The following is a 26,251-nucleotide window of genomic DNA, read 5'->3' as shown; positions in this document are numbered from 1 at the left end:
CATTATTTCAGATGCAGCACAAAGCCAGAGAAAATGTCAGATCTTCCGTTATCATTGTCATACTAGTAAACCTCTTGCCCATATTTGGGGTATTGGTGCTCCATTGGAAAGTATCTGATGTAGTCATGTTGTATGTCTTTGAAACCTTTGTGGTGGGAGTTTTCAATGTTTTTAAAATGATTTTTGCCGGTACAGACGATGACATGCCTGGCTGTATGAAAATATTTCTTGTGCCTTTTTTTATTGTGCATTACAATGTTTTTGTGGGTATCCAAGGATTTTTTATCATCTCTTTTGTGCTACTGCCCGAACTCAACAACGCCAATTTTATGACCACCCCATCGGGTAGCGGTTATACTGTATCGGCACAAGACTACCTATTGGGTATACTACAGTTCAATAGTTTGCTGAGCGTTGCCTACCTGTCTATTGTGCTCAGCCATTTATATTCTTTTGTGAAAAACTACCTGGTAGAAGGAGAAAATAAAAATGTAGTACTGCTTGAACTCATGTTTCAACCTTATAAGCGCATTTTCCTGCAACAGTTTTTGGTCATTGGCGGTACATTTTTGTTGCTGGCTTTAGGGGGGAATAATATGGTTTTTGTCGTATTGTTAGTAGTTTTAAAAATCTTTCTTGATTTCAGAGCACACATCCAGGAAAGATTGAAATATCAACCAAATAAAAAAAGTATTGAAAATCACCAAGAAAGCGAAAGTATTTAACCGGGAAGTACGTCTTGATGAGTTGCGCAGCGAACTTTATAAGGTAGATGTGGCTATTTTGATTCTTGCCAACCTACCTCCTCTATTTGGTTTAGTGTTTTTTGGATGGCAAACTATAGATGTGCTCTTCTTGTTTGGTTTTGAGGTAGTAGTCATCGGCTTTTTTAACCTGGTAAAGTTGTTATGGGTAAGGGGTACTCAACGCGCACCCAAATACCTTAAAATTATCATGGTTCCGTTTTTTATTATCCATTTTACCGTTTTTCTGGGGGTATGTTATATTGGTATTTTGGCGGTGCTCACTGCCTATAAACAGGTGATTCTGGACTCTAGTGGCATTCGTACTATTTGGAAGTTTACCCTCAAGCCTTACTTCAACCACCAAGTACTCAACCCTGGCAATCTCTTATTTTACAACTATATACTTATTCTGATAAGCCACGCCACGGCCTTTAGCCAGAATTTTCTGAAGGGAGAAGAAAACATTAAAATGACTATAGACAACCTTATGCGCGCTCCTTACTGGCAAATATTTATTACTCAAGTGTGGATTGTAGGAGGGGCTGCCATTATCTTAGAATACCGTTGGTCGCTTACCTGGCTGTCTTTGTCAGTCATTATCAAAATGGCTATAGACTTTTACCTGCGTTACCGCGAACATTATAAATACGGGATTTAAAGCCTGCCACTGCTTATAGATACAATAGCGGCAACTGGCTTTCGTTTTTTACAGTAAAATATACCCTCCCAATCGCTCATTCGTATATTCCTGCATCTATTATCACATCGTATAAATTAAACCTCCCTAAGAACATTCCCCAACATTTATGCGTTTCGTTTAAAAGATTGCTAATTGCCAACCGTTTGAGAACGCAAACATTTTTTTTAAAAGATCAAAGTATGATGCACAGGTTTTATCTGTTTTTAGGTTTCATAGGGCTCGGCTTGCTCGCCGGGTGTACAAACTATACAAAAAAAGAACGCCAGGAAGCACCCAAGGTCGTACCTCCAGCAAAAAAAATGAGTAAATACGACCGCATGGACCTCGCCTGGAAACAAGAGTATGCGCTTACTCGCGACCCCAGCCTGAAAGTCGTTCCTAAAGATAGGCTTGAAGCAGGTCATCGTTTTATCCAAAAACAAGAAAAACTTAGGAAAACCTCCCGTACTACATCCACGGATATTCGCTGGCGAGAGCGTGGTCCAAGCAATGTGGGAGGACGAACCCGTGCCATATTGGTAGACCCCAACGATGCCTCAGGCAAAACAGTTTTTGCTGCCGGGGTATCGGGTGGACTCTGGAAAACAACCGATATTACCTTAAACAAACCTGTATGGAACAAGGTAGATGACTTTTTTGACAACCTTGCCATTGTAACTATAGCGGCAGACCCTTCTAACCCTAAGGTAATCTATTTTGGTACTGGCGAGGGCTGGGGAAACTTTGACGCGGTAAGGGGTGGAGGAATCTGGAAAACAACCGATGGAGGGATCAGTTGGGGCAAAACTCCTTTTGACGGAGGCAGTTACATCCAAAAAATTGTCATTAGTGCCAGCGGAGAAATCTACGCAGGTACTCGTTCGGGTTTGTTCAAATCTACCAATCAAGGGGGCAACTGGACCAAACTAGCGGGCTTGCCACAAGACAAAATCTCTGATGTAGAAATTGGCAGCAATGGTACTATACACGTAGGCTTGGGCATTTTTACCGGAGGTAGTTATCGTTACTCTACCAATGGAGGGGCTAACTGGAACACTCCTGTGGGGTTTCCGGCATCGGGCGATATACAAAGGGTAGAGCTTGCCGTAGCGCCGGGCAATGCCAATGTGTTATACGCCATGATGCAAGGCAGTGGAAGGGGCTTTTACGGGGGCTACAAGTCTATCGATGGTGGTGCCAACTGGACAGCCATGGGTGCCAAACCTGTAGATGCAGATACTGATATTTCGGCGTCGGACTTTACCAGAGAGCAAGCCTGGTATGACTTAATCATTGCGGTAGACCCCAATAACGAAAACACCGTAATTACGGGGGGCATAGACTTATTTAAGTCTACCAATGGCGGTGATAGCTGGACTCAAATCTCTAAATGGTCAAATAACAATCTATTGGCAAGCCTGGATGTACCCTTGGTGCACGCTGATCACCATACCATTATTTTTATTGACTCCAATAAAATATTGTTTGGCAACGATGGAGGTATTTACTATACCGAAGATGGTAGCCAGGCAATACCTACTATTATAAGCAAAGAAAATGGTTATAACACCAGTCAGTTTTACAGTTGTGCCCTGCACCCTACTGCTGGAGAAAACTACATGCTGGGTGGCACCCAAGACAATGGCTCACATAAGCTCAACGATGTATTGGTGGGCAAATCGGTAGAAGTAACCGGGGGTGATGGAGGCTTTGCCCACATAGATCAAAATGAACCTACTTATCAATTTACTTCTTTTACTTTCAACAATTGGTATCGTTCGTCAGACGGTGGACTCACTTTTACTAAAGTAAACCATGCGTTGTCTGGCACTGGTTCTTTTATCAACCCTACCGACTATGACAATGATGCCAATATACTATATGCAGCTACTAATACTGGCGCTTACCTGCGCTGGAACGACCCGCAAACGGGTAACAGTACCTCGGAAATAAATGTGGCTGCTTTTGGAAGTGCCAGCATCACCCATATTGCGGTATCGCCCAATACCGTTCATCGCGTATTCTTTGGGCTAGACAATGGCAATATAGTAAGAGTAGACAATGCCCATACAAGTAGCCCTTCGGCTACCACTATCAATGCTGGTGCAGGTATGCCCGCTTCGGCTTCAGTATCTTGTGTAGCTATAGAAAAAGGCAACGACAATCATTTACTGGTGACCTACTCAAACTACGGGGTAACCAGTGTGTGGGAAACCACTGACGGGGGAACGACTTGGTTCAATGTAGAAGGTAACTTGCCCGATATTCCGGTAAGGTGGGCGTTGTTTAACCCCAACAACGGCAAACAAGCCATGCTTGCTACTGAATTGGGCGTGTGGTTTGCCGAAGAAATAAAGGGAATCAATACTACTTGGGTGGCGTCTAACAATGGCTTGGCAAATGTACGGGTAGATATGTTACAAATCCGTGATTCAGACAATACGATCATTGCGGGTACCCACGGACGGGGTATGTTTTCCACCGATTTTTTTGCCAGTACACCCATTGCCAATTTTTTGGTAAATAAAAGGTTAAACTATGCAGGCATTGGGGTCAAGTTTACCGATCTATCGGCGAAAGCCACCTCATGGAGCTGGGACTTTGGTGATGGTACTACCTCTACCCTGCAAAACCCTACCCACGCTTACACTGCCGCAGGTATGTACAATGTAAAACTTACCATCAACGGCACCACTACTCAAACCATTAATAACGCGGTGCATATTCTGCCCAATTATGGTACTCCTTATACTTTGGCGCAAGGTGGCAATTTTGAGAGTAACTTTAACGATTTTGGTGCAGAGGCTATAGAGGGTTCTATCAACCCCTGGGAGCGAGGTACTCCTTCCAATACGCTTTCTATGTTGAGTTCGGGCAGCAATGCCTGGAAAACCGACTTGGATGCCGACATTGTAAAGGGAGATTATAAAAGTGTTTTGCAAACACCTAATTTCAACTTTTCGGCAAGTGGCGCTTACACCATTCAGTTTAAAATGAGTATGGAAACCCAGTTTTGCAATGCCCCGCAAGGCGCCAACCTGGAGTACTCTACCGATAACGGGGTCACCTGGCAAGTATTAGGGGCAGCCACTGGCAACCCTATAAGTAGTAGCAACTGGTATCAACAAGGCCCTAGTAAAGAAGGGCAAAGCTGTGGAACAAATGCTGTTACAGATTCAAAAAAATCCTGGAGTTTTGACGGGAACAATGTTACTACAGTATATGATGCTTCGGCGCTGGCTGGTAAATCAAGTGTAGCGTTTCGTTTTGTGTTTCAGATCTCATCAAACCACGAAAATGGCTACGCAATAGACGGTATCATGATAGACGATTTTGAGGTAAATGGTCCCAATAATGAGGCCTCTCACTTTGCGTCTATCAATGCCTCTGGCGCCACCGAGTTTTGCGATGGAGGCAAGGTTACTTTTCAGGCAAATACCGGGGCGGGCTACACTCACCAATGGCAAAAAGACGGCGTTGACATTGCCAACGCCACCAGCGATAGTTACGAAACAAATACTGCCGGAGCATATAAAGTATTGGTGACCAGCAATGGAATAACTGTGGCTTCGCAAACAATACAAGTCCTTGTAAAGTCTAGTCCACTGCCTGTTATACAAGAAAGTAATGGGGCTTTATCTACCGCAGAAATCGCTGGTGCCAACTATCAATGGTTCAAAAGTGGAGCAGCCATCAGTGGCGCCACCAATAGTACTTATACACCCACCAATTGCGGTACTTATACGGTACAAACCAACTACTCTAATGGGTGTAGTCGCTCTTCTGCATCTTATGATTATAACAATACCAATCTTAGTGTAAGTATCAGCCATCAGGGCAATACTTTGATGGCTTCGGTAAACGATGCGACCACCTATACTTGGTTTTTGAACGGAGAAGCTATAGCCAATGCCACCAGCAGTACTTTGGAGGCTACTCAGCCTGGAGTATACAAGGTAAGTATTGTCAAGAGTGGTTGTCCAACGTCGTCGCCCGACTTTAGCTTTGACCCAAGTACTGATTTAAGTGCTTCATTAAGCTACCAACTGGCACTGTACCCTAACCCGGTAAGTAAGCAACTAAGGCTACGCTTTCAACAGAAGTTAGGGAACGCTCAATTTAAAATATTTAACGCGCAGGGGGCACAGGTAAAGTCATTGATAGAGCGCTCAAACACGCCGCAACACCAATTCAGCATTGATGTATCGTCGTTGCCTACGGGTGTATACCTATTGCAGCTATTGCTGGAAGATGGCAGATGGGCAACCAAGCGTTTTTATAAAAGGTAAGATTCTACACCATACTATACTCCCCTATTGAAATATAAATTTTAATAGGGGATTTTTTATGCCTGAAGTCATCCCGACTTTTAATAATGGTTCTTAGATGCCGATGAATGTCGGTGTCACAAGCCATTAACGATTTTTAACACACCGATTCCTGAAATTGTTAAATGAGACTTAAAAAAGGCAAAAGTTAAGCCCAGTAGCCAAAATTAAATTACATTTAAAGGAATTAAATAATAAGTTGCAGTCTTGGATATCATCACAAAAAAGTAGATGATGGAAGACGCTGCGCAAATGAAATTATAACCAAGGGGACTATATCAAGGCTCTCTTTGTTATCGTCAATTAAAAAACTAAGTTTATGAACAAACTACTTTGGGCTTTGATAGCTTTTTTTATGGTGATGAATTCATCTATAGCTCAAGAAAAAAAAGAAAAATTCTTAACTGAATTAAAGCAGGAAATTAAAAATGAAAAAATACCAGGTTGTGGAATAGTTGTCATTAAAAATGGCAAAACAATCATTTCAACGTCGGTAGGACTGGCTGATGTTGCATTTTCTGTACCAGTTGACAATGCCACGATTTTTTCCATTAATTCGCTTTCAAAAATGTTTGCCGGTACAGCTGTTATGAAATTGGTAGAAGATAAGAAGGTTAATCTATCAAATCCTATTTCAGATTATTTGGATGGCTTGCCCACTCAATGGCAGAAAATAACAATACGACAACTGTTGAGTCATACATCTGGGCTACCTGATATAGAGGATACAAAAAACGGTGGGCTAATTGGTGGAAAAGGAGAGAAGTTTGCCTGGGAAAAAGTAAAAAAGAAGAAGATTAAATTTAAAGCAGGTAAATACTTTGACTACATTCAAACAAACTATGTTTTAATTCAAAAACTGATTGAAAAAATCAGTGGAAAAAGTTATTTAAAGTTTTTACAAACAAGCCAGTTTGACAAAATTGGAATAACTAAAAACCTATATTTTGGAAGTTCTTTTGATGTTGTTCAAAACAAAAGCACTACTTATAGTTTTTATAAAAAAAATAAGCTGACAAACAAATACATAAAAGGAGAAAAGTTGTACGAAATATCAGAAGATTTTGCTCCTATTGTTTGGGCGGACGCTGGTGCATTCTCAACAGCAAATGCATTGAAAAAGTGGCTAATGGCTTTGGATAAAGGCACGTTTATCTCCAAAAAAAGTATTAAAGAAATGTGGACAGCTGTACCATTAAACAACAATAAATATGGAGGGTTTGGTGGTTTTCTAAATGGTTATGGATACGGATGGCCAGTGATAATGAGAGAGAAGCATCCCGGAATTGCGCCCATTGGTGGTGGACGAGCAGCTTTAATTATTTATCCAAAAGATAAATTGACAATTATTCTTTTGACAAATTTAACAGGTAGTTCTCCTCATAAGATAATCGAGAAAGTAGCTCATCATTATTGGGAATAGAACAGCGACTAACCACCGAGTAGACCACTGGCAGTCAATTGATTGCCAGTGGTCTTACTTTACTATTCTGCTTATGTAAGTAAGATTAACTGTGTAGAGTTCATCACAGCAGCATTTTACTTAGGAACATGTTCGCCCCGTAAACGGGATTTCGGGCATAGCCCTCAACAATAACCCCGATAAGAAATCGGGACTTTGAAGCTGTCCGGTTTAGAACATATTAGCTTCGCAGAGCTTGAACTTCATTCTGCGGTTCTCATTACTGCCTTTTGTTATTTTTAGCCTTTGGCAGAGCTCGGCGCAGCAGGGCTGCAGCCATCGGTTTTCGCCGTAGCTATGGCTACGACTGCAAAAAGTGCCTCAGCCAGCCTCGAGTATACGCCCTCAATCTCGACACTTATGTTGAACAGGTTCCTTAGTAATATATCTAAGAGCTTGCAGGTGGTCTATGACCATACTTCACACAACTATTTACTCTTCTCGATCTTCTAGTTTTTCTATCAAAAAATCCAGCTTTCGCTCTACCCTTTTCATACGCTCTTCAAGTTCTTCGCTTTCGTTGCTGATCATTTCTTCTACAAAAATGGCATTGACAATAGAGAACCCAAAAATGCCCCCGGTAAGCACAATCAACATAAAATAAACGCGGGTAGCCACTCCCATCCAGGCAGCTCCGCTTTTGGCTATGGCATCGGGTATGTCATACCAGCCCTCCATTGTAAATATTTTGAAGATGATATAAAATGCCTCAAAACCATTGGTAAAGTATTTGGGTGCCATTTCCCGAAAGAGATAATAGGTAAACAAAGAGACAATGACGTTGTAAAAAAAGAACCCTAACAACACAAATAACGAAGCTTTGAGGGCACGCCCTACCCCTATGAGTAAGTCTTGCAGGTGAGGAATAAATTGTAAAAAACGAAAAAACTTTGCCACCCTAAATGCCCTGAGCACCAGCAAAAAAGTAAAGTCGGGAATAGGTAAAAATAAGATGAGTAACGAGGGGGTGGTTAACATTACAATCAAAAAATCAAGCTTATTCCAATTAGAACTGATATAGCCCCGCCACGAATATTGCTTAATCTTGACAACTGCCTCTATCAAAAAGAACAGGGTACAGCTCAGGTCAATGTATTCAAAAATGACAAACTCTGCCTTGAGGCTGCTGAAAGACAACAAAAACAACACAAGTATGTTGATTTGCAGCGCAATAAAGATGACTCGATCATTGGTAAATATTCGCGACATTTTTACTTTGATGTTAGGTAAAATGGTAATTATCAACGTTTATTTGTACAAACTTATTTGCCCAAAATAAACGCTGGGCAAACAAGAAGGTGAGTCAATGACTGTCAGTAATGCCCACTACCCATGTACTGCTACTAATTCATATACTTGCCAATCGCCCCGACGGTTAGTTCTTATTTTGCCCACGTGCTCGCAGTCTACTTGATCGTGCACTAGTCGGTAGGTGTTCTGAAGCAAATGTATCGGAATGTCCAAGTTCTTTTTTAGGTGGTGGGTTGTCTGAATAATGTCGCTCCAGATGTCATAAGCAAAACGTTTGTGATGGGTGTCTCCGGCTACTACATCGGTGGTATTGATACCCAAATACATTTTTTTGATCAAGTTGTTTACCTCTTGTGAATCAGCCTCATAATTGAGTGCCATCTGGCGAATATCAAGGCTCGCCTTGAGCAAAGGCATTGGATCTCCAGTACCCAAGGTTCGGTGAGCACAGGCATACATATTATTTTTGGTGCGCACCCGTTCCAACCCATATTGCTGCACCAGGTCATTAATCGCTTTAAAAAATACTTCAAGCTCATTGATCAGGCGACTACGGTCAGTTTTGAGCACTGTGTTCATCAAATCTTCAAAGCCCAGATACAAAATACTCACACTTGGGTGATAATTTACATGCACATAATCTGCTTCTTCCAGGTCACGGGCAATTTCTTCGGGCAAGATGTACTGCATCAACGATGAAGTATGCAATCGAGCGGCTTCCTTTTCCAGTAGCTTCGAAAAACTCTCCCCTTGTATGCTCAAAGGAGCCTCGTCTGTCATTACTGCTTGCAACGATTCCTGTATTTTTTCCGGAATAGCCGAATTGGTACGTTTTGCCGCCTTTTCTTCCATTTCTATCAGCTTAAGGTGGGCTTGCTTGTGGGTAAGCTCTTCTTCTAGTTTACTTAGTTGGGCTTTTGTCGCCAATACCGATTTTTGCAAGTGCGCCAAGTCGTTGCCTTTTTCACGGGCTTTGGTATTTTCCATCAACAACTGGTCACGGTTGTTTAAAAAGTCTTCTCTTTCCTGCTCAAAACGTTCTTTTGCCTTCAACAACTGCTGCCTTGCCTGCTCTAACTGGTCTCGCTCCATTTGCAAAGCATTGGGGGTAAGGTCAGTTGTACTATTCAATGTTTCTTCTGAGTGTTTATCTACTACTTTCGTTTCCTGTTTTTCATTGATTGACCTGTGCACTATCGGAGTATTCGCTGGCGCAACAACATCTTTAGCCATCTGGGTATTCTCTTCATTCCTGGTGGTCAAAGCCTTTGTTGGTACTTGTTGCAATTCTTGCGAAGCAGTTTTGAGCAACGCTTCTTCTTGTGCTACTTTGTCTTTTGCCACCTTTAGGGCTTGTTGTTGTTGTTTCAAACGTTGCTGTTCGGCTTGTACACTTTCTTTTTCTTGCTTCAGGCGTTTTTTTTCTTGCTGCAAGGTAGCTCTTGCCTCTTCCAGCGCCTTACTTTGGGTGTCCAGTCGTTGTTGCTGCTGTTGAGTATCCTTTAATGCCCTCTCCCTCTCTTTAAAAAGCGTTTCTTTAGATTTGGCAAACATCTGTTTTTCATTCAACAGGACTTCTTTATCTTGCAACAATTCCTCTTGTGCTTTTTGTAACTCTCCGGCCTTTTGCTGCAGACTCTCCTGAGTTTCTTCAATTTTGCCCTTAGTGGCCTCTATAGAATTTTGGTTTTGATGTATTTGCTTTTTTTGGGTTTCCAGCTGAGCTTTGGTTTCTGACAAACGCGTTTTTTCCTGCTCAAGCTCCTCCTTTAGGCGCTTTTGTTCTTCCAGCACAGCATTTTTCTTACTTTCCACCTTTTGCTTCTCCTGAGCAATGCGTGCTTCCTCTTCCAGCATTTTTTGGCGGGCTGTTTCCAGGGCGTCTTCTTCAGCTAACTTTTGCTCTTTAGCCTGTTTGTGTCCAGCTATAGCCTGTATAATACATTGAATCAACAAGGTACGCTCGATGGGTTTAGGTACAAACGCCGATATATGAGTAGTAATTATTTCATTGATTGTTTGGGTACGGGCAGGGTGGCTTGAGATCACAATGGGTACCTCACGGGTAGACGCTTGTTGTTGTAAATAATGGTATACCTCCAGTTCTGACGCTATAGACGTTTCCCAGTCTAACAACACTACATCTAGAGATTTTTTACGGATAATTCGCTGCACCATTTGAGCATTGGTGGCGTTCATTACATTGTATTTACCTTCATCTTCTAAATAGTCAAAAATGGTATGCAAACTTTTAAAATCCTGATTTACAACCAGCACATTGTATTTTTCCATGGGCACGCTATAGTTGGGTCAACTTTGTGTAACTTTCTTCATCTAAATACAATATCGCCTGCTCCAAAGCCTTCTTCCACTTGGTCAAATTGCTATTTCCTTGAGGGTCAATTCTATTCAATACTGCCTTAAGAGCACTTGTTTCGTAATATTCTAACTGGGCAAATTCTTCCATAAAAGGCTGCATGATTTCCTTTTCTTCTTTGGTAAATTCCAGCGAATCAATGTCTACCTCTACTATTTCAGGTGAACTGTCTTTTACTCCCAGCAAATCGCTGTAATCTACATCTTCGAGCGACTTGGCGTCTAACAAAGTAAACGTGACATGCAAACCTTCATCAGCTGGCAACACTTCTACCTTGCCACCGTGAGCTTCAATCATTTTTTTGTTAAAAGCCCAGGACGACCCGGCAGGGCGTGCCACTTCGGGTGGAAAATTATCAAATACCCGATGTAATTTGTCTTCGGGCACTGCCACCCCATTGTCACGAAAGGTCACCTCCAGCACATCTTTATCTTCGCGGGTTACAGGTTGAGCGTTCAACGACACCTTACCTCCCTCTGGAGTGTATTTGAGGGCATTGGCAAAAAAGTTTAAAAATATACGCTCTACAATTTCATAGTCAAAGGCGGCATAAAAGAAAGGTTTAATCTGGTTGTCTACCTCAATGCCTTTAGCCGTTACCAGGTCTGAAACTTTGTCGAGCGCACTGCGCGACACTTTGTAAATAGAATGATTTTCTTTATGTAAAATAATAGTGGCATCATCGACTACCTGCACCTGGTCTACGTTGTCGAGCAAGTTCATGATCTGTACTCCCGACTGATACACCATTGCCCGGTTTAGATTTTCGCTTGCGTTAGGTTTGAGCAAATCAACCACCGTGCGGGTAGGTGGGGCAATGTCTTCTTTTAATATTTTGTTTAAGCCTTCTTTTTCTTTGCTTACTTCCTCTAGTTGTATTTTGGCGGTGTTCAATTCTTCGGTTTGTCTGAGCAAAGCAGATTTTTGCTCATTAATTTCTCTCCGTTGTGAGTTGATCTGATTCACCGATTTATTTTTATGCAACTCTATTTCTTTGGCTGCTTTTTTCTTGATCTGGCGCTTACGCAACAACAAGAACAATACTAACAACAAAGCAACGATTGCCAAGCCAATCAACCACCACAGGCGACGGTTTTTCTCTGCTTCTATTTCCTCTTTTTCCTGACTAAGGGTAGTAATCGTTTCTGCCTTGTCAGTAGTATCTTTTTTAAGCAAGCTAATAATTTTGTCTTTGCGCAATAAACGAATAGAATCCTCTTGATTGATCAACTCTGCCCGTTTTTTAGCCGCTTCGAGTATGCCAATGCGCTTGCTTTTTACCAGGTTGTCTACCAACAAACGACGCTTCTCTATTTCCAGCAAACGTACCCGCTGGCTTTCAGGCATGGGATTGTTATTATTATTGTTGCCAGCGCTTTTGGTGATGTATTTGGGTACATATACCGTTTTTATTTTAGTATTTTTAGGATTGTTTCTTACAGCTTCCAGTCTTGCCTTGTATGCCTTGTACAGTTTACGGTATTCGCGGGCTTCTTTTAGTTTACCTTGGTCTTGTTTGGTTTCGGCTAATGTGCCATAACTGTCTACAATCCCTTCAAGGGCTCCTGCCATGCGCTGTCCATCAAATTGATCGTTGTAATCTTTGGCAACCACAAAAGCCTGAAAAAAGTACTCAAGCGCCTTCTCGTCATCTTTTTTGTTTTGTTGATATACACCCCCTATATTTTGTAATGTTTCGGTCAGTGCTACCTTGTCTCCGGCTTTGTCTCTGGTTTTTAGCTCTTGCTCATAGTACTCCAGTGCCTCGTCATACTTCTGTTTCTTTTTTTGATAGTCACCCATTGTACGGTAAATATCAGCTTTTTGCTGAAGCCCTCCAGTGGAGTCCAACGGAGTGTCTACTGCTTTTTGGTACTGTTGCAAGGCTTTGTCATCTCCCTGGCTGACATAATAATCTCCTTCGTTTTGATGGGCAGTCATAATGCCTCGGCTATAATTGGCATCTTGGGCAGTCTGTAGGGCTTTTTTGAGGTAGTCAGGGGCTTTGTCAGGGGTATCTTCTATGGCCACACTTGCCAAACCATTGAGCGCGTCGGCTTCTCCTGCTTTGTTGTTTAGTTTTGTGTAGTTGCTCAATGCCTGCTGCAAAAATACAGGCGCGCGATTAAAGTTTTTAAGTCGATAATATGCATTGCCCATATTTTTTTGACTACAGGCTATAGCCAAAGTATCTTTCATTTTTTGGGCAAGCACCAAAGCTTCACGGGCATAATTCAACGCTTTTACTCCGTTGGTATACTGAATGTCTTCCGACAATTGATTCAATACTTTAACCTTCATTGTATCAGCCGTTATTGTGGGCAAAGCATTTTGGTTAGCAACAATTCTATAAGATCGGTTTTGCTGGGCAAAGCTGTTGGTAGTAGTACTACATAACAAAACTCCCAGATTTGCCCAAAAACACAAAAAACATATCCATCCTGAACGCATAATCCCTGTTATTATTTTCTAATTTTGTATTGGCAACGCAATCTAGCTTCAAAGTAAATAATGAATTTTAAAAATACTACCATCTGGACAATGTTTTTTTGTATGTGCATACCTTTTATAATGCTCAGCAACTTATATCCTTTTTGGCGTTTTGGAATGTTTGCCGAACCAGTAAAAAGTCAGGTGCAAACCGAGCAATTCAGGGTATACTGCAAAGATGTCCAAGGCAAAACTCATTATTTTTCTCCACAAAGCATTGGTTTCGATGAAAACCAGTTTCTATACATTGCTCGAAACTACTATTACAAAAGTCAGACTGTTTTTTTTCTGAAAGCAGTTTCATCTATATATTTTAGGCAAAGCCCCAGGCTAGAGTTCAAAACCTGGCAATTATACAAGATAGTAGTCACCAAAAAACTGAACAACCTACACCAGGTAAGCAAAGACAGCAGCCTGGTAGAAACTTATACACCCGATGCACCATAAAAAAACACCCTTGTACATATACTGGGGTATTGCCCTACTATTGAGCACTTTATTGCTTGCTTACTGGCTAGAGTGGCGTCATTGGGTAACCCTTGCCTACCAACAACAAGCCCCTGAATGGTTCCAAACGCTAGTACAGCGTATTTATCCTAGGTTTGGAGTAGAGAAGCAGCGTTTTCCTCTAGAGTTTTTCCTTGACAAAGCCGATCAGGTAGTGGGGCGGTTTGCCCTCATAAGCCTGGGGAGTTTAAGCTTTATATACCTATATCAATACAAGGTTGGCTTGCGCCAAAAAATTCAGCACTACTGGAACCGCCCCACCACGGTTTACAATGTACAAAGACAACTGCAGGTTTTTACGGGTATCCTGTTTTTGTTTACCTGGGACTGGTACATTTACTTGAATAAACTTGGCAATGCCACTGTTTTCTATACCCCTATCTTCCCCTATCGTTTGCTCCATTTACCCTTCCCGTCTCCTTTTTGGTTGCTTGTGTTATATAGTGTTTTTTTGTTTGCCAACTTTGCACTTTTGTGTAAATTTAGGGTAGTTTGGGCAAGCATTGTAAGCGTGACTTTGTTTGTTTTACTACAAGGGTACATGTATTGTTTTCACAAAACAGACCATACGTATGCTACACTTACCCAAGTGGCTTTGCTTGTACCTATACTTGCCTGGCACTACCAAAAAGGACAGTTAAAGTCCCAAAAACAAGTAGCGGCCTGGCCTTGGCGTTTGATGCAGTTCAGCATTGCTTTTACCTACTTTCAGGCAGGGCTAGAAAAACTCCTCATTGGTGGTATTGGCTGGGCATCTCCCCATAGTTTTCGCAGTTATTTGTACCTCCACCCTACCACACTTGGTGCTTGGATTGCTACCAGTGATTTTTGGTGTACTGTGTTGCCATTAACAGCCATGTTGTTTCAGTTGGGGTTTATCACAATTATTTTGTATCCCAGGCTTAAATTAACGTTTTTGTTGACTGGCACCCTCTTTCACTTAGGCACCTTTTTATTATTTGGTATTGGGTGGTATTACTCCCCTTGGATGTTGGTCTATTTATTTTTTATCGACTGGGAGAGTATTCGCCTCAGGCGACTGCCTAAAAGTACAAAGTTGTTGGGTCTTTGACAACAGGCAAGTTTTCAGGTTTTACAGGAAAAAAATCAGCACTGTTTACACAACAAGTTTTAGCTGTTAAGAGTAATAGCCTTTACTGGGTTTCGTCGCAGAAACCCATCCGCCTTTTTTAACTATGTATGAAAAATGACTATATTTAGCTTCTGAGTTACATCAATGACCCTGATAGAAACATCATGCCTAAAAAAATAAGTGTTGTTGCCCATTTTTGTATAGTTGCTTTACTTATGGTAAGCTGCCGTTCTGCCTACTTTGCCCGCTACCAACAAAAAACACTGGATAAGTATGTCTGGAAAACCAAACAACATTTATCTAAAACTGCTCAGCTCAAACTACTGGTAGACCGCAGGATTAAACTCAACCCACATAGTGTAGCCAAAAACTTTTACCCAGTATTGGATAACGTAAGTAAAAAACTGAGCAAAATCCATCACAAGTTGCGGTGTCAGATTGCCAGTAACCAGGCAATGCCCCTCTATGAAATAAGGAAAATAAAACGTGCACTACACAGCACCCATCAGCTACTTAACAAAACCAACCAACATATTCTCAATGGTACCGAACATGTACTAAAGTCTGATGTGTTGTTTGAGGTAGGCAGTGCCCAACTCAGGGCAGCTGGGGTGGTATCGCTTAACCAGTTTGCCCAGTATTTTAAGCACAAAGTATTGACTGTTTATCGTGCACAAATGCAAGTAAAACTCAATATTACGGGTTATGCCGACGAACAAGGATTTGTAAAAGGGGAAAGTGACCAACAACGTAAAGAAAAAAACCGTTTGCTATCGCTCAATCGCGCCACAGCCATCAAACAATACCTGTCAATAGTTTTAAATCAAAAGTTTGCCAACGCTGACAAGGAAGTAATGCTTGACATAAACGCAGAAGGCAAAGGAGAACAACTGCCCCCTAAACTACGTAACCCTCAACAAAACGACCACCGCCGCCGGGTATGTACAGTGTCGAGTTATACCATTCTGGAGACAGGTGCTCAATTACCCATTATTCAAAAGAATACCCCAAAACGAATACTCACCAATCCTTCTCCTATCAAAGATTAGTACTTAGCCCCCACAGGGGGCAAGTCCTTAGATGCCGATGAATATCGGTGCTTCAAGCGACAAGTCGCAAGTTACACCCTGTTTAACTGTGTTGAGCTCATCACAGCAAACTGTACTTTCATATCACATTGACCTTCAGTGACTTACAAAAATCATAGTTAAAAGCCCCGACAGGGGGCAAGCTTTAAGCGACAAGTCGCAAGCTAGACCCTGTTCCACAAGTAACTACACTTTTATATCACGTTGATTTTCAGTGATTTATGAAAAGCGTAGTTAAAAGCCCCGACAGGTTTGCCTGTTCCCCAGGCAACTACCTAAGGATTCGTATAGCCAAGACAAGTAGCTTATTAAGTTGCAGTATTATTTGATTACTTCAAATAGTATAGATATTTGTAAAGAAGAGGGTTTGTCAGACACCGTTAGTGCAGTGATGCTTTAAAGCTCGCTTAAAAGCTTGGTGCAAATAGGTTCAATGATTCCCCTAATGGTGGAAAGTCTTGACAGAGACTTTACCCCGCTTAAAAGAATATTACATGTATATAACCTATTGTCAAACCCTCTTTTTACTCAATAAAGGTTCAATTTAGTGCATTAATCTGTGATGAAAAAATCGGAGACTAAAATAAAAAGTAGCAAAGCCTCTAAAAAGGTGAATTTGTCTGATGAGCTAACCAAGGTTAGGTTAAAAGTGGCCGGGGTAGATATTGCAAACAATATACATTATACAGCTGTTTCACCACACCTGACAAAAGATAACATCAGAAACTTTGGTGCTTTTACCGCAGACTTGCATCGCATGGCAGATTGGTTTAGTGAACTGGGGATAGAAAGTGTGGCAATGGAAGCCACAGGTATATATTGGCAAAGTTTATATGAAATTCTTGAGGACAGAGGTTTTGATGTGGTCTTAGTAAACGCTCGTTATCCTAAAAATGTAAGTGGACGCAAAAGTGATGTTTCTGATTGTAGTTGGATACATACATTACATAGTTATGGATTATTGCCTGCTTCTTTTATTCCTACACAGGATGTCAGAGAGTTTCGCACCTATGTACGCCAGCGGCAACAATTGACCAAGCAAAAAGTGCAACACATGCAACATGTAGGTAAAGCCTTGCAGCTGATGAATGTCAAAATACAGAATGTGATTTCAGATATTGAAGGTAAACTAGGAATGAAGGTTATTCGTGCTATTGCAGCAGGAGAGCACTCCAGTGTAGAACTGGCAAAACTTCATAATAAAACACTCAAAGCCACCAAAGAAGAGTTTACTTTATCACTTGAAGGGAACTTTCGTAAAGCGCACTTATTTTCTCTCCAACAAGCGCTTAGTGCCTATGATTTTGTCCTGAAACAAATCAATGAATGTGAGACAGAAATAGAGCAAATACTCCATAAATGGGATACAGGAGAAATTGTGGCAAAGGAAGATTGGCAAAGCCGAGTAAAAAAAAAAACAAAGAGGAAGAATGAATATTCATTTGATTCTGCTTCTTATCTCAAAGATATTACTGGGGTCGATTTAACAGAAGTAGATGGTTTTTCAGAAAATACGATTATCAACATTTTAGCAGAAACAGGAATTGATATGAGTCATTGGAAAAATGCTAAACATTTCACGAGTTGGGCAGGGCTTGCACCCAGAAGAAAAATATCAGGAGATAAACTCTTGGGGCATTTTAAAAATATGAATAACAGTCGGATACATCAAGCATTTAAATTAGCTGCTTGGGGGCTCAATAATAGCAAATGTCACTTGGGAGCCTTATATCGGAACCTAAGTCTTAGAAAAGGTTCAGGGATTGCTGTTCAGGCAGTTGCCCGAAAACTAGCTACTATTTTTTACAATATGATGAAATACAAAACACCATATCGGGGAAAAACAGCAGAGGAATATCAAGAGCAAAACAGAAAACGAAAACTCAAAGCCTTAGAAAGACAAGCCCGAAAAATGGGCTTGAAACTAGAAAAAATATAAAATTAAAGTGCTGATAAACAGGGTACTTATGAAATCGGTAGTTAAAAGTAAGTATTGACTAAGTACTATTAGAAAAGAACCCAAGTCATAAGCAAGGTATAAAATACTGCCTTGCTTACGACCTGAAGTCACCTATCTTATCAAAATCTCTTCGCTCTTAATTTCTTTAGCCTAAAGAATTATTATCTTTCGCCTTTTCAAATCATAGTATACATTGAGCCCGAACAGGAATGAGATTGTTAGAAGTAAAAAACGATAAAAGACTGGCAAAGGAGTTTATACAGCTTCCTGTAAGATTGTATAAAAATGACAAAAACTGGATTCGCCCTATAGACAAAGAAGTAGCGGCGGTATTTGATCCTAATGAAAACCCTTATTTTAACCATGGAAAATGCATACGCTGGATTTTGCAAGATGATGCAGGTAAAACCATAGGAAGGGTAGCGGCTTTTGTAAATACACAAACCTCTGATAAGGGAAACAAACAAGCTACTGGTGGAATGGGTTTTTTTGAGTGCATAGACAATCAGGGGGTGGCTTTTAAGTTATTTGATGCTTGCAAAGAATGGAATCAAGCCCAAGGAATGGAAGCCATGGATGGCCCAATTAATTTTGGAAACCGCGAAAAATTTTGGGGCTTGCTTACCGAAGGTTATATTCCTCAAAATTATGGAATGAACTACCACTTCCCTTATTACAAACCTTTTTTCGAAGCGTATGGGTTTAAAGATTATTTTCAGCAATACACTTTTGGTAGGATTATAGGTACTCAGGCTGACTTTCCAGCACGATTGGTTAAATTAGCCGACAGGATTATCCCACAAAAAGAGTACACATTTAAGCCATTGGTTAAAAAACACCTGGATAAATACACTGACGACTTAAGAGAGATTTACAATCAAGCCTGGGCAAACCACAGTGGAGTAGACAAAATGGACAAAGAACGCGCCAGGGCTACAGTGGCACAAATGAAACCCATTCTCGAAGAAGAATTGGTATGGTTTGGCTATCACAACGATCGCCCCATTGGTATGTTTGTCATGGTGCCTGAGGTCAATCACATTTTTAAGTATGTCAATGGAAAGCTCAACCTTTTGGGCAAACTTAAGTTTTTGTATTACAAAAACCGTGGGGTTTGTGATACAGCATTGGGTTTGGTATTTGGGGTGGTGCCCGACTTTCAGGGAAAAGGTGTAGAAACTGCGCTGGCAGTATCTTGGGGAAGGTGTACAGGTTGGTTGCCTCACTATAAGTACAAAAACCTTGAGCTAAACTGGATCGGGGATTTTAATACCACTATGGTAAAAATGTGTCGCCTGTTTGGTTTTAAAATTATAAAAACACACACGACTTACAGGTTGCTGTTTGACAAAAATGCAGTCTTTGAGAAAGCGCCTGTTATGAAATAGTTCTCTTGCCTAACAAAAGCTTTTTGGTAGCATTTATTTGCCTCAATAGATGCTACCTATTCCCCCTGCTAAGAATAATGGCGTATTGAGATAAAATTGATAATTCCTTAATGTAATGAATCAACTAATTTCTTAACTAAACGTTAGTTTTGTATATGGTTAACCACAAAACCATTTGCTGACACCATGTATAACTTCCAAAAAATATATTCAAGTAGCTTCAATACCGTTTATTTCGATGCCAGACATTCACTCTTAAAAATGGTAGCATTGCCCGAAACCACTCTCCAACAAGAGGCAGTTTATAAAAAAGAGTTGACCCATGTGATCAAAACTGTAGAAAAGTATTCGCCCGATTATTGGCTCTTCAATAACGCCCAAAATAAATTCAAGATTTCGTCTGACCTCCAAACCTGGCAACAAGAACAATTGCTCAATCTTTTTAAAAAAATAAATGTAAATAAAAGTGCCACGGTCATCAGTGCCGAGCTTATCTTTCAGTCAGCCCAGCAAACCCCACTTATTCCATCTCAGTATTTTACCAACGAAGAAGATGCCTTGCAATGGTTGGTGGGCTCGGTAAAAGAAACGATCAGTTAATACACGGCTCCTTATTGCGTGCCCACACTGCTTCCTAAAAAACATGCCGCAAAAGTCTTATTCAACTGTAATAAATTGTCTGCTTTGGCTACCAATGTTACATAACTGTTTGGGCAAGCAAACCGTATAATCTTTGTACATTGCTATAAGTCAACACAATTGTATTCAGATAAATTTTAATTTCAGGTAGATGATCAAACTACTAAAATACATAGGATACCTGCTCACTGCAGCCCTGCTTACCTTATTTACTCAAATAGGAGGGCTTATCTATTTATTACTCCTGCCCATAGTTCCCCTACTCACACGCTCTTTTAGCACCCGTTGGAAAAAACACCTCTTAAACATAGGTATACACTTTGTTAGTTATTTAGCCATCATCTTATTGGTTTTGCCTCCAATTGCCCGCTACTTTGGCAGAGTTCCCCTGCCCATCAACAGCCACGCAGGTATCAAGCCTTTAAACACTTTTACCTGGCTATGCAACCGACACTACGTGCGCCCACAACTAATACATATATTGCAGACTGTAAGCAAACAACTAAGAAAACAATATCCTGCTACCATCATTGCGTATATGGATGCTAACTTTCCATTCAAAAAAGGATACCCACTTTGGCCACACTTGAGTCATAATGACGGAAAAAAAATAGACCTTGCTTTTTTGTATAAAGATGCCACTACCCAAAAATATCTACCGCAAACTGCCAAAAGCCTGATAGGGTATGGAGGTTGCGAAACACCCCGAAAAGGAGAGTATAATGTGGCAAAAATATGCGCTCAACAAGGTTTTTGGCAGTACAATATTCTACGAAGAATATACCCCAAATGGCTTCAAAAGAATATTGACATTGACGTACCACGAACACGTAAAATGATGCAATTATTCGCGTTTCAACCACAGGTACAAGTAATGTATATGGAGCCCTACCTAAAAACCCGTTGGGGGGTAAATTATGCCAAAATTGGTTTTCATGGATGTCAAGCAGTACGACACGACGACCATTTGCACGTAAGTGTCTATTAAAAAGATATCATTTATGCTTAAAATTGATTAATATTATCAATAGTCCATAGTATTTAGTCGATAGTCGGTAGCTGATACGAGTAAATGTTTACCTTGTTAAATGCTGTAAACCAGTATTTTATATTAAGATTGCTTACTCAATTTATTTTTAAAAGTGTGTCGGTTTTACGCCCAAACACCCAATTAAATAGTTTTTAAATTCGTAAATAACTGAGAACCAGCAAACAACTTTGACTAAAATCACTGCGGAGTATTGATTATATAAAACTGTAAATAACCCTAAACCTATACAACATGAGTAAATCTGGTAAAACAAACGCCGCAGCTTCAGCACTGAGAAGTAATGGATTAAAAGTAGCCGTAGGAGTACTGGTATTATTTCTAATATTCAGCCTTTTTTCGGTGGTTAAAACGGTGCCTTCGGGCTATGTGGGAGTAGTTACTCACTTTGGTGCAGTACAAAAACACATTTTGGGTGAGGGCATTCATACTGTCATGCCGTTTCGGACGAAAGTAGTAAAACTAAATGTACGAATCCAAAAAATGGAAGCAAACGCAACCGCTTCATCTAAAGACTTACAAACGGTGACTTCTAAAGTTGCCCTCAATTTTTATTTGTCTAAAGAAAAAGCCAACGTGATTTACCAAGACCTGGGCATGGACTACCAACACACCATTATTCAACCTACTGTGCAAGAGTCTATCAAATCTGCTACAGCACGCTACAACGCCGAACAACTCATCACGTCACGCCCTAAGGTAAAGCAGGATGTGTTTACTTATATCAAAAAACGTTTGGCAAAAAGCAATATCATTGTCACTGATTTTTCTATTGTAGATTTTAAGTTTTCGCCCAACTTTAACGATGCCATTGAGAAAAAACAAATTGCCGAACAACGCGCTTTGACAGCTAAAAATGACCTGAACCGGATTAAAACCGAAGCAGAGCAAGCCAAGGCTAAAGCCAAAGGGGAAGCCGATGCACAAATAGAAATTGCCAAGGCTCAGGCAAGGTCTCAAGAACTATTGCGTGAATCGGTAAGCGATCAATTGATTCAGCTAAAAGCTATAGAAAAATGGAATGGAGTAATGCCCGTATCGATGGGAGAAAAAGGCAGTGGAGGCTTTTTTGACATTACCGCTGTGGGTAAAAGAAGATAAAATTTGAATCGGTATTGAAAGATCATCACATTGATTAAATTAAAGCAGCAAGAGAAACTCTTTTGCTGTTTTTTTATTTTATCAAAAATCAAACAATCTTATGAACTATCTTAACATACTGACATTGTGCATTTTACTTGCTGTTTGTACAAGTTGTGGAGGCGCTAAAGAAGGTGGAAACACTGAAAATACAGATACCACCTCTAGCAACACTACCCCAAACAATGAAGGTAACCAACAAAATAGTGATACTACAGGCACCAAGGCAAACCCTTCCTCTACAGGATATACAGGAGGCGATGAGCCCAATGGCTTTACTGCCGATGAGGTATTACTCGCGCCTGAGCTTTACAAATACATGCAAGCCAATATGAAAGGCTGGGCGCTAATAACTCGTGAGAAATGGTTGAGTAATGATGCCAAGAAAGTAGTAGATCCAGGTGATACCGCCATTATATATGAAAAGGATATTGTAGTAAAGGGAGATTTTAATGGCGACGGTAAAGAAGATTGTGCTGGTTTTTTTATAAACAAAGCCAACGAAGCACGTTTGATGATATTTCATAAAACTGATGATGGCTATGAGGCAATTAAAGTGTCGGACGAAGGTAAAATTGAGGGCAAAGCAAGTTTAGGACTGGGGCTTAGACTACAACCTCCAGGTAAAATAGAGATGTATGACCCCAGTGAATCTTTTGTTCTCAAAAATGAGTCATTTGTCTATATGACTTATGGTAAATCAGATAATATCATCTCTTATAAAGATGGTAAATATGTAAAAGCATTTACCAGAGATTAGTCCATAACATTTCGCTTAAAAGTAAAGAATGACCTGAATCGGATTAAAACTGAAGCAGAACAAGCCAGTGCACCAATAGAAATTGCCAAGGCTCAGGCAAGGTCTCAAGAACTATTGTGTGAATCGGTAAGTGACCAATTGATTCAGTTAAAAGCCCAGACAGGGAGCAAGCTTTAAGCGACAAGTCGCAAGTCCTTAGATACCGATGAATATCGGTGCTAGACCCTGTTTAACTGCGTTGAGCTCATCACAGCAAACTGCTGTAGATTCGGTTCACAGGTAACTACACTTTCGTATCACATTGATTTCCAACAACTTATAAAAATCACAGTTAAAAGCTATAGAAAAATGGAATGGAGTAATGCCGATATCAATGGGTGAAAAAGGCAGTGGAGGCTTTTTTGACATTATCGCTGTGGGTAAAAGAAGATAAAATTTAAATCGGCATTGAAAGACCGTCACATTTATTAAATTAAAGCAGCAAGAGAAACTCTTTTGCTGCTTTTTTATTTTATCAAAAATCGAACAATCTTATGAACTATCTTAACACATTGACATTGTGTATTTTACTTGCTGTTTGTGCAAGTTGTGGAGGCACTAGAGAAGGCGGAAACACTGAAAACACAGATACTACCTCTAGCGACACCACAAGCAACACTACCTCAAACAATGAAGGTAACCAACAAAGTAGTGATACTACAAGCACTCAGGTAGACCCTTCCTCTACTGGGTATACAGGGGGTGATGAGCACAATGGCTTTACTGCCGATGAAGAATACCTTGCTCCTGAACTTTACAAATACATGCAAGCTAATATGAAAGGTTGGGCATTGGTCACTCCTCAACAATGGTTAAGCAACGATTTTAAAAAGGTAATTGACCCAAGTGATACCCTGATCAAATACGAAAAAAGTATTGTGGTAAAAGGGGATTTTAATGGTGATGGTAAAGAAGATTGCGCTGGTTTTTTTATAAACAAAGCCAACGAAGCACGTTTGATGGTATTTCATAAAACTGATGATGGCTACGAAGCAATTAAGGTGTCGGACGAAGGCAAAATTGAGGGCAAAGCAAGTTTGGGGGCAGGGATTAGCCTACAACCTGCAGGCAAAGTAAAGACGTATGACCCTAGTAAACCATTGATACTAAAAAATGAAGCCTTTAACTATATGCTTTATGGTAAATCGAGTAAGATAATGTATTATAAAGATGGTAAATACCTTGAAGTATTTACTAGTGATTAATCCATCACATTTAGTTTAAAGGTAAGTGATCATTCTTTATGATTGGGCTTTGGCAATGTGCCCACATACAATTATTTTTGTAAACAGACTGTACACTCAAAATATGCCCTAAAATGCAACAAAACCTTTTTCCTGAATCTTCGCCTAACACTCCTAGCCAAAACCCACAAAAAAAACCAACATAGGACAAGCAAGTGTGGCTTATACCGATGCTTCCTCTATATTGACTCCTACCAAAGGTTTTTTGTCTAGCTACGACTACAGCCTCAACCCTTATTCGGGTTGCTCGTTTGGCTGCAACTATTGCTATGCGGCCTTTTTTGCCACTACCCAACAAAACCGTGACAACTGGGGCTATTGGATCAAGGTAAAAGACAATGCTTTACAATTACTTACCAAGTGGCGTAAAAAACCCTTGATTGACAAGGTAATCTACCTAAGCAGTGTTACTGACCCCTACCAACCAGTAGAGCGTTCGCTAAAACTGACCCGCCAATTGCTACAAGAGTTACTCGATTACCATCAGGTTACGCTGCTTATCCAAACCCGGAGCCCACTGGTAACCCGTGATATAGATTTGTTACAGAAGTTCGACAAGGTGCAGGTAAATATGACCGTTACCACAGATGATGAGACGGTAAGAAAAGCATTTGAGCCTTTGTGTCCTTCTAACAAAACTCGCTTAAAAGCAATTGCTGAAGTACACCAGGCAGGGGTTGAGAGTTGTATTAGCCTGACTCCCCTATTGCCAGTAGCCAGTGCCCATACTTTTGCTCAACAAATGGCAAATACAGGAATCACCAAATACATTGCACAAAATTTTCACATGGGCAAAGGCAAGTTTGTGGCAAATACTCGCGAAGATGCACTTAAAATGATGGAAAAGATGGGTTGGAACGATCAGAAGTATCGGGAGACCATTAAAATACTTAGGGAGTATCTACCTGAACTCAGTGAGGGTAAAGATGGTTTTTCGGCAAAAAAGGTGGGAATAAATTAATGAAATACCGTACTCATTACGAAATAACGTATAAAATCTACTATTTTGCACCTTTCCTACTTGCATGAAAATAAAAAAATAAAATTTTATTGCACTGATTATCAATTACTTAAAAAATATTTTTCACGCCAAAATGCTTTTGGTCTTTGGTTTGAATATATACTAATCAAAGATATTTAATAAGCTTTGTGGTTAGGAAAGAAAAACGAGATTCTGTTAGGGTCTCGTTTTTTACTTTAGTGCCCATTCCAAATGATCATTTCTCTATTACACTTGTTGGTTGAACTGCTCTCTTGCCTTATTTTACCTTAACCTCGTCATAGGCAGTTCAACCAAAAAATACCGTCTCAGGTGTGGGTCTTTGGGCGTTAGCCTGACCTACTTGCCAACCCAGAAGTCCTTACACAAGTCGTGTATGGTGTTTCGAATGGCACTGCTCAGGTCACCCTGCGGTAAGACCTTCACGGAGGGTAGTATTGGAGTTGGTTGCTATGCGATTGAACAAGCACGACAAACTGTTAGAAGCTCTTACACAAGTCGTACACAACGTTTCGAATGGAATTGCTCAGGTCACCCTGCGGTAAGACCTTCACGAAGGAGAGCAACCACAAGGGATTGTTCCCATTAACGAAATACCAAAACCATTACGAAATAACGTATAAAAATCACTATTTTTGCAGTTCACCTACTTCCGTGAAAATAAAAAAATAAAATTTTATTTTACTGATTATCAATCACTTAAAAAATATTCTTCAAGCTAAAAATGCTTTTTGGTCTTTGGTTTTGAATATATACTAAACCAAAAGATATTTTAATAAAGCTTTTGTGGGTTAGGAAAGAAAAACGAGATTCTGTTAGGGGTCTCGTTTTTTACTTTAGTGCCCATTCCAAATGATCATTTCTCTATTACACTTGTTGGGTGAACTGCTCTCTTGCCTTATTTTACCTTAACCTCGTCATAAGCAGTTCACCAAAAATACCGTCTCAGTGTGGGTCTTTGGGCGTTAGCCTGACCTACTTGCCAACCCAGAAGTCCTTACACAGTCGTGTA

Annotated in this window: 18 protein-coding genes; 15 read left to right on the top strand and 3 right to left on the bottom strand. The window is 40.5% G+C overall.

Annotated features, from left to right (window positions below):
- Window positions 1–11 precede the first annotated feature (11 nt).
- The 4 genes from M23134_RS30805 (at window position 12) to M23134_RS30790 (ending at window position 7,176) form a co-directional block, all read left to right on the top strand.
- Window positions 12–725: a DUF6498-containing protein gene (locus M23134_RS30805; RefSeq protein ID WP_045114675.1), complete on the top strand. Its 714-nt coding sequence runs from the start codon at window positions 12–14 to the stop codon at window positions 723–725.
- Window positions 694–1,404, top strand: coding sequence for a DUF6498-containing protein (locus M23134_RS30800; protein WP_002703287.1), 711 nt, complete (start codon window positions 694–696; stop codon window positions 1,402–1,404). The genes M23134_RS30805 and M23134_RS30800 overlap by 32 nt, the downstream gene beginning before the upstream one ends.
- A 221-nt stretch (window positions 1,405–1,625) precedes the next feature.
- Entirely contained in the window at window positions 1,626–5,714 is a 4,089-nt protein-coding gene (locus M23134_RS42660) for a PKD domain-containing protein (RefSeq protein ID WP_157558734.1), read from the top strand.
- Between the two features lie 358 nt (window positions 5,715–6,072).
- Window positions 6,073–7,176: a serine hydrolase domain-containing protein gene (locus M23134_RS30790; RefSeq protein WP_002703285.1), complete on the top strand. Its 1,104-nt coding sequence runs from the start codon at window positions 6,073–6,075 to the stop codon at window positions 7,174–7,176.
- 471 nt (window positions 7,177–7,647) lie between these two features.
- On the opposite strand, the gene M23134_RS30785 is transcribed toward M23134_RS30790, so the two are convergent.
- The 3 genes from M23134_RS30785 to M23134_RS30775 all read right to left on the bottom strand — a co-directional run bounded on the left by M23134_RS30785 (window position 7,648) and on the right by M23134_RS30775 (window position 13,294).
- The gene (locus M23134_RS30785) at window positions 7,648–8,424 is read right to left on the bottom strand and encodes an ion transporter (protein WP_045114684.1); all 777 of its coding nucleotides are present in this window, start codon (window positions 8,422–8,424) and stop codon (window positions 7,648–7,650) included.
- 117 nt (window positions 8,425–8,541) lie between these two features.
- Window positions 8,542–10,758 carry an adenylate/guanylate cyclase domain-containing protein gene (locus M23134_RS30780; protein WP_002703283.1) on the bottom strand — a complete coding sequence of 739 codons (2,217 nt, stop codon included), beginning with the start codon at window positions 10,756–10,758 and terminating at the stop codon, window positions 8,542–8,544.
- Between the two features lie 7 nt (window positions 10,759–10,765).
- Window positions 10,766–13,294 carry a tetratricopeptide repeat-containing sensor histidine kinase gene (locus M23134_RS30775; RefSeq protein ID WP_002703282.1) on the bottom strand — a complete coding sequence of 843 codons (2,529 nt, stop codon included), beginning with the start codon at window positions 13,292–13,294 and terminating at the stop codon, window positions 10,766–10,768.
- Between the two features lie 60 nt (window positions 13,295–13,354).
- On the opposite strand from M23134_RS30775, the gene M23134_RS30770 reads away from it, so the two are divergent.
- The 11 genes from M23134_RS30770 to M23134_RS30720 all read left to right on the top strand — a co-directional run bounded on the left by M23134_RS30770 (window position 13,355) and on the right by M23134_RS30720 (window position 25,200).
- Window positions 13,355–13,780: a hypothetical protein gene (locus M23134_RS30770; protein ID WP_157558733.1), complete on the top strand. Its 426-nt coding sequence runs from the start codon at window positions 13,355–13,357 to the stop codon at window positions 13,778–13,780.
- A 10-nt stretch (window positions 13,781–13,790) separates the two neighbouring features.
- The gene (locus M23134_RS30765; RefSeq protein WP_157558732.1) at window positions 13,791–14,912 is read left to right on the top strand and encodes a hypothetical protein; all 1,122 of its coding nucleotides are present in this window, start codon (window positions 13,791–13,793) and stop codon (window positions 14,910–14,912) included.
- Between the two features lie 185 nt (window positions 14,913–15,097).
- On the top strand, window positions 15,098–15,982 hold the full coding sequence (locus tag M23134_RS30760) for an OmpA family protein (protein ID WP_002703279.1): 885 nt from the start codon (window positions 15,098–15,100) through the stop codon (window positions 15,980–15,982).
- A 601-nt stretch (window positions 15,983–16,583) separates the two neighbouring features.
- Window positions 16,584–17,960, top strand: coding sequence for an IS110 family RNA-guided transposase (locus tag M23134_RS40665; RefSeq protein WP_002703278.1), 1,377 nt, complete (start codon window positions 16,584–16,586; stop codon window positions 17,958–17,960).
- Window positions 17,961–18,190: 230 nt separating this feature from the next.
- Window positions 18,191–19,369, top strand: coding sequence for a GNAT family N-acetyltransferase (locus M23134_RS30750; RefSeq protein WP_002703277.1), 1,179 nt, complete (start codon window positions 18,191–18,193; stop codon window positions 19,367–19,369).
- Window positions 19,370–19,555: 186 nt separating this feature from the next.
- Window positions 19,556–19,969: a hypothetical protein gene (locus tag M23134_RS30745; protein WP_157558731.1), complete on the top strand. Its 414-nt coding sequence runs from the start codon at window positions 19,556–19,558 to the stop codon at window positions 19,967–19,969.
- 190 nt (window positions 19,970–20,159) lie between these two features.
- On the top strand, window positions 20,160–20,996 hold the full coding sequence (locus M23134_RS30740; RefSeq protein WP_002703274.1) for a hypothetical protein: 837 nt from the start codon (window positions 20,160–20,162) through the stop codon (window positions 20,994–20,996).
- A 294-nt stretch (window positions 20,997–21,290) separates the two neighbouring features.
- A complete protein-coding gene (locus tag M23134_RS30735) occupies window positions 21,291–22,157 on the top strand; it encodes a prohibitin family protein (protein WP_002703271.1) in 867 nt (288 codons plus the stop codon).
- 100 nt (window positions 22,158–22,257) lie between these two features.
- Window positions 22,258–22,956 carry a hypothetical protein gene (locus M23134_RS30730; protein ID WP_045114673.1) on the top strand — a complete coding sequence of 233 codons (699 nt, stop codon included), beginning with the start codon at window positions 22,258–22,260 and terminating at the stop codon, window positions 22,954–22,956.
- A gap of 533 nt (window positions 22,957–23,489) precedes the next feature.
- Window positions 23,490–24,200, top strand: coding sequence for a hypothetical protein (locus M23134_RS30725; protein WP_045114672.1), 711 nt, complete (start codon window positions 23,490–23,492; stop codon window positions 24,198–24,200).
- Window positions 24,201–24,396: 196 nt separating this feature from the next.
- On the top strand, window positions 24,397–25,200 hold the full coding sequence (locus M23134_RS30720; RefSeq protein ID WP_002703265.1) for an SPL family radical SAM protein: 804 nt from the start codon (window positions 24,397–24,399) through the stop codon (window positions 25,198–25,200).
- Window positions 25,201–26,251 lie beyond the last annotated feature (1,051 nt).

The organism is Microscilla marina ATCC 23134, assembly GCF_000169175.1.
Taxonomy (GTDB): Bacteria; Bacteroidota; Bacteroidia; order Cytophagales; family Microscillaceae; genus Microscilla; species Microscilla marina.
The sequence above is the reverse complement of the archived record's forward strand: the minus strand, read 5'-3'. Positions and strand labels throughout refer to the sequence as shown.

Coding starts and splice junctions, on each gene's coding strand:
- M23134_RS30805 (WP_045114675.1), top strand. CDS start 12: ATGCAGCACAAAGCCAGAGAAAATGTCAGATCTTCCGTTATCATTGTC.
- M23134_RS42660 (WP_157558734.1), top strand. CDS start 1,626: ATGATGCACAGGTTTTATCTGTTTTTAGGTTTCATAGGGCTCGGCTTG.
- M23134_RS30790 (WP_002703285.1), top strand. CDS start 6,073: ATGAACAAACTACTTTGGGCTTTGATAGCTTTTTTTATGGTGATGAAT.
- M23134_RS30785 (WP_045114684.1), bottom strand. CDS start 8,424: ATGTCGCGAATATTTACCAATGATCGAGTCATCTTTATTGCGCTGCAA.
- M23134_RS30780 (WP_002703283.1), bottom strand. CDS start 10,758: ATGGAAAAATACAATGTGCTGGTTGTAAATCAGGATTTTAAAAGTTTG.
- M23134_RS30775 (WP_002703282.1), bottom strand. CDS start 13,294: ATGCGTTCAGGATGGATATGTTTTTTGTGTTTTTGGGCAAATCTGGGA.
- M23134_RS30770 (WP_157558733.1), top strand. CDS start 13,355: ATGAATTTTAAAAATACTACCATCTGGACAATGTTTTTTTGTATGTGC.
- M23134_RS30760 (WP_002703279.1), top strand. CDS start 15,098: ATGCCTAAAAAAATAAGTGTTGTTGCCCATTTTTGTATAGTTGCTTTA.
- M23134_RS40665 (WP_002703278.1), top strand. CDS start 16,584: ATGAAAAAATCGGAGACTAAAATAAAAAGTAGCAAAGCCTCTAAAAAG.
- M23134_RS30750 (WP_002703277.1), top strand. CDS start 18,191: ATGAGATTGTTAGAAGTAAAAAACGATAAAAGACTGGCAAAGGAGTTT.
- M23134_RS30745 (WP_157558731.1), top strand. CDS start 19,556: ATGTATAACTTCCAAAAAATATATTCAAGTAGCTTCAATACCGTTTAT.
- M23134_RS30740 (WP_002703274.1), top strand. CDS start 20,160: ATGATCAAACTACTAAAATACATAGGATACCTGCTCACTGCAGCCCTG.
- M23134_RS30735 (WP_002703271.1), top strand. CDS start 21,291: ATGAGTAAATCTGGTAAAACAAACGCCGCAGCTTCAGCACTGAGAAGT.
- M23134_RS30730 (WP_045114673.1), top strand. CDS start 22,258: ATGAACTATCTTAACATACTGACATTGTGCATTTTACTTGCTGTTTGT.
- M23134_RS30725 (WP_045114672.1), top strand. CDS start 23,490: ATGAACTATCTTAACACATTGACATTGTGTATTTTACTTGCTGTTTGT.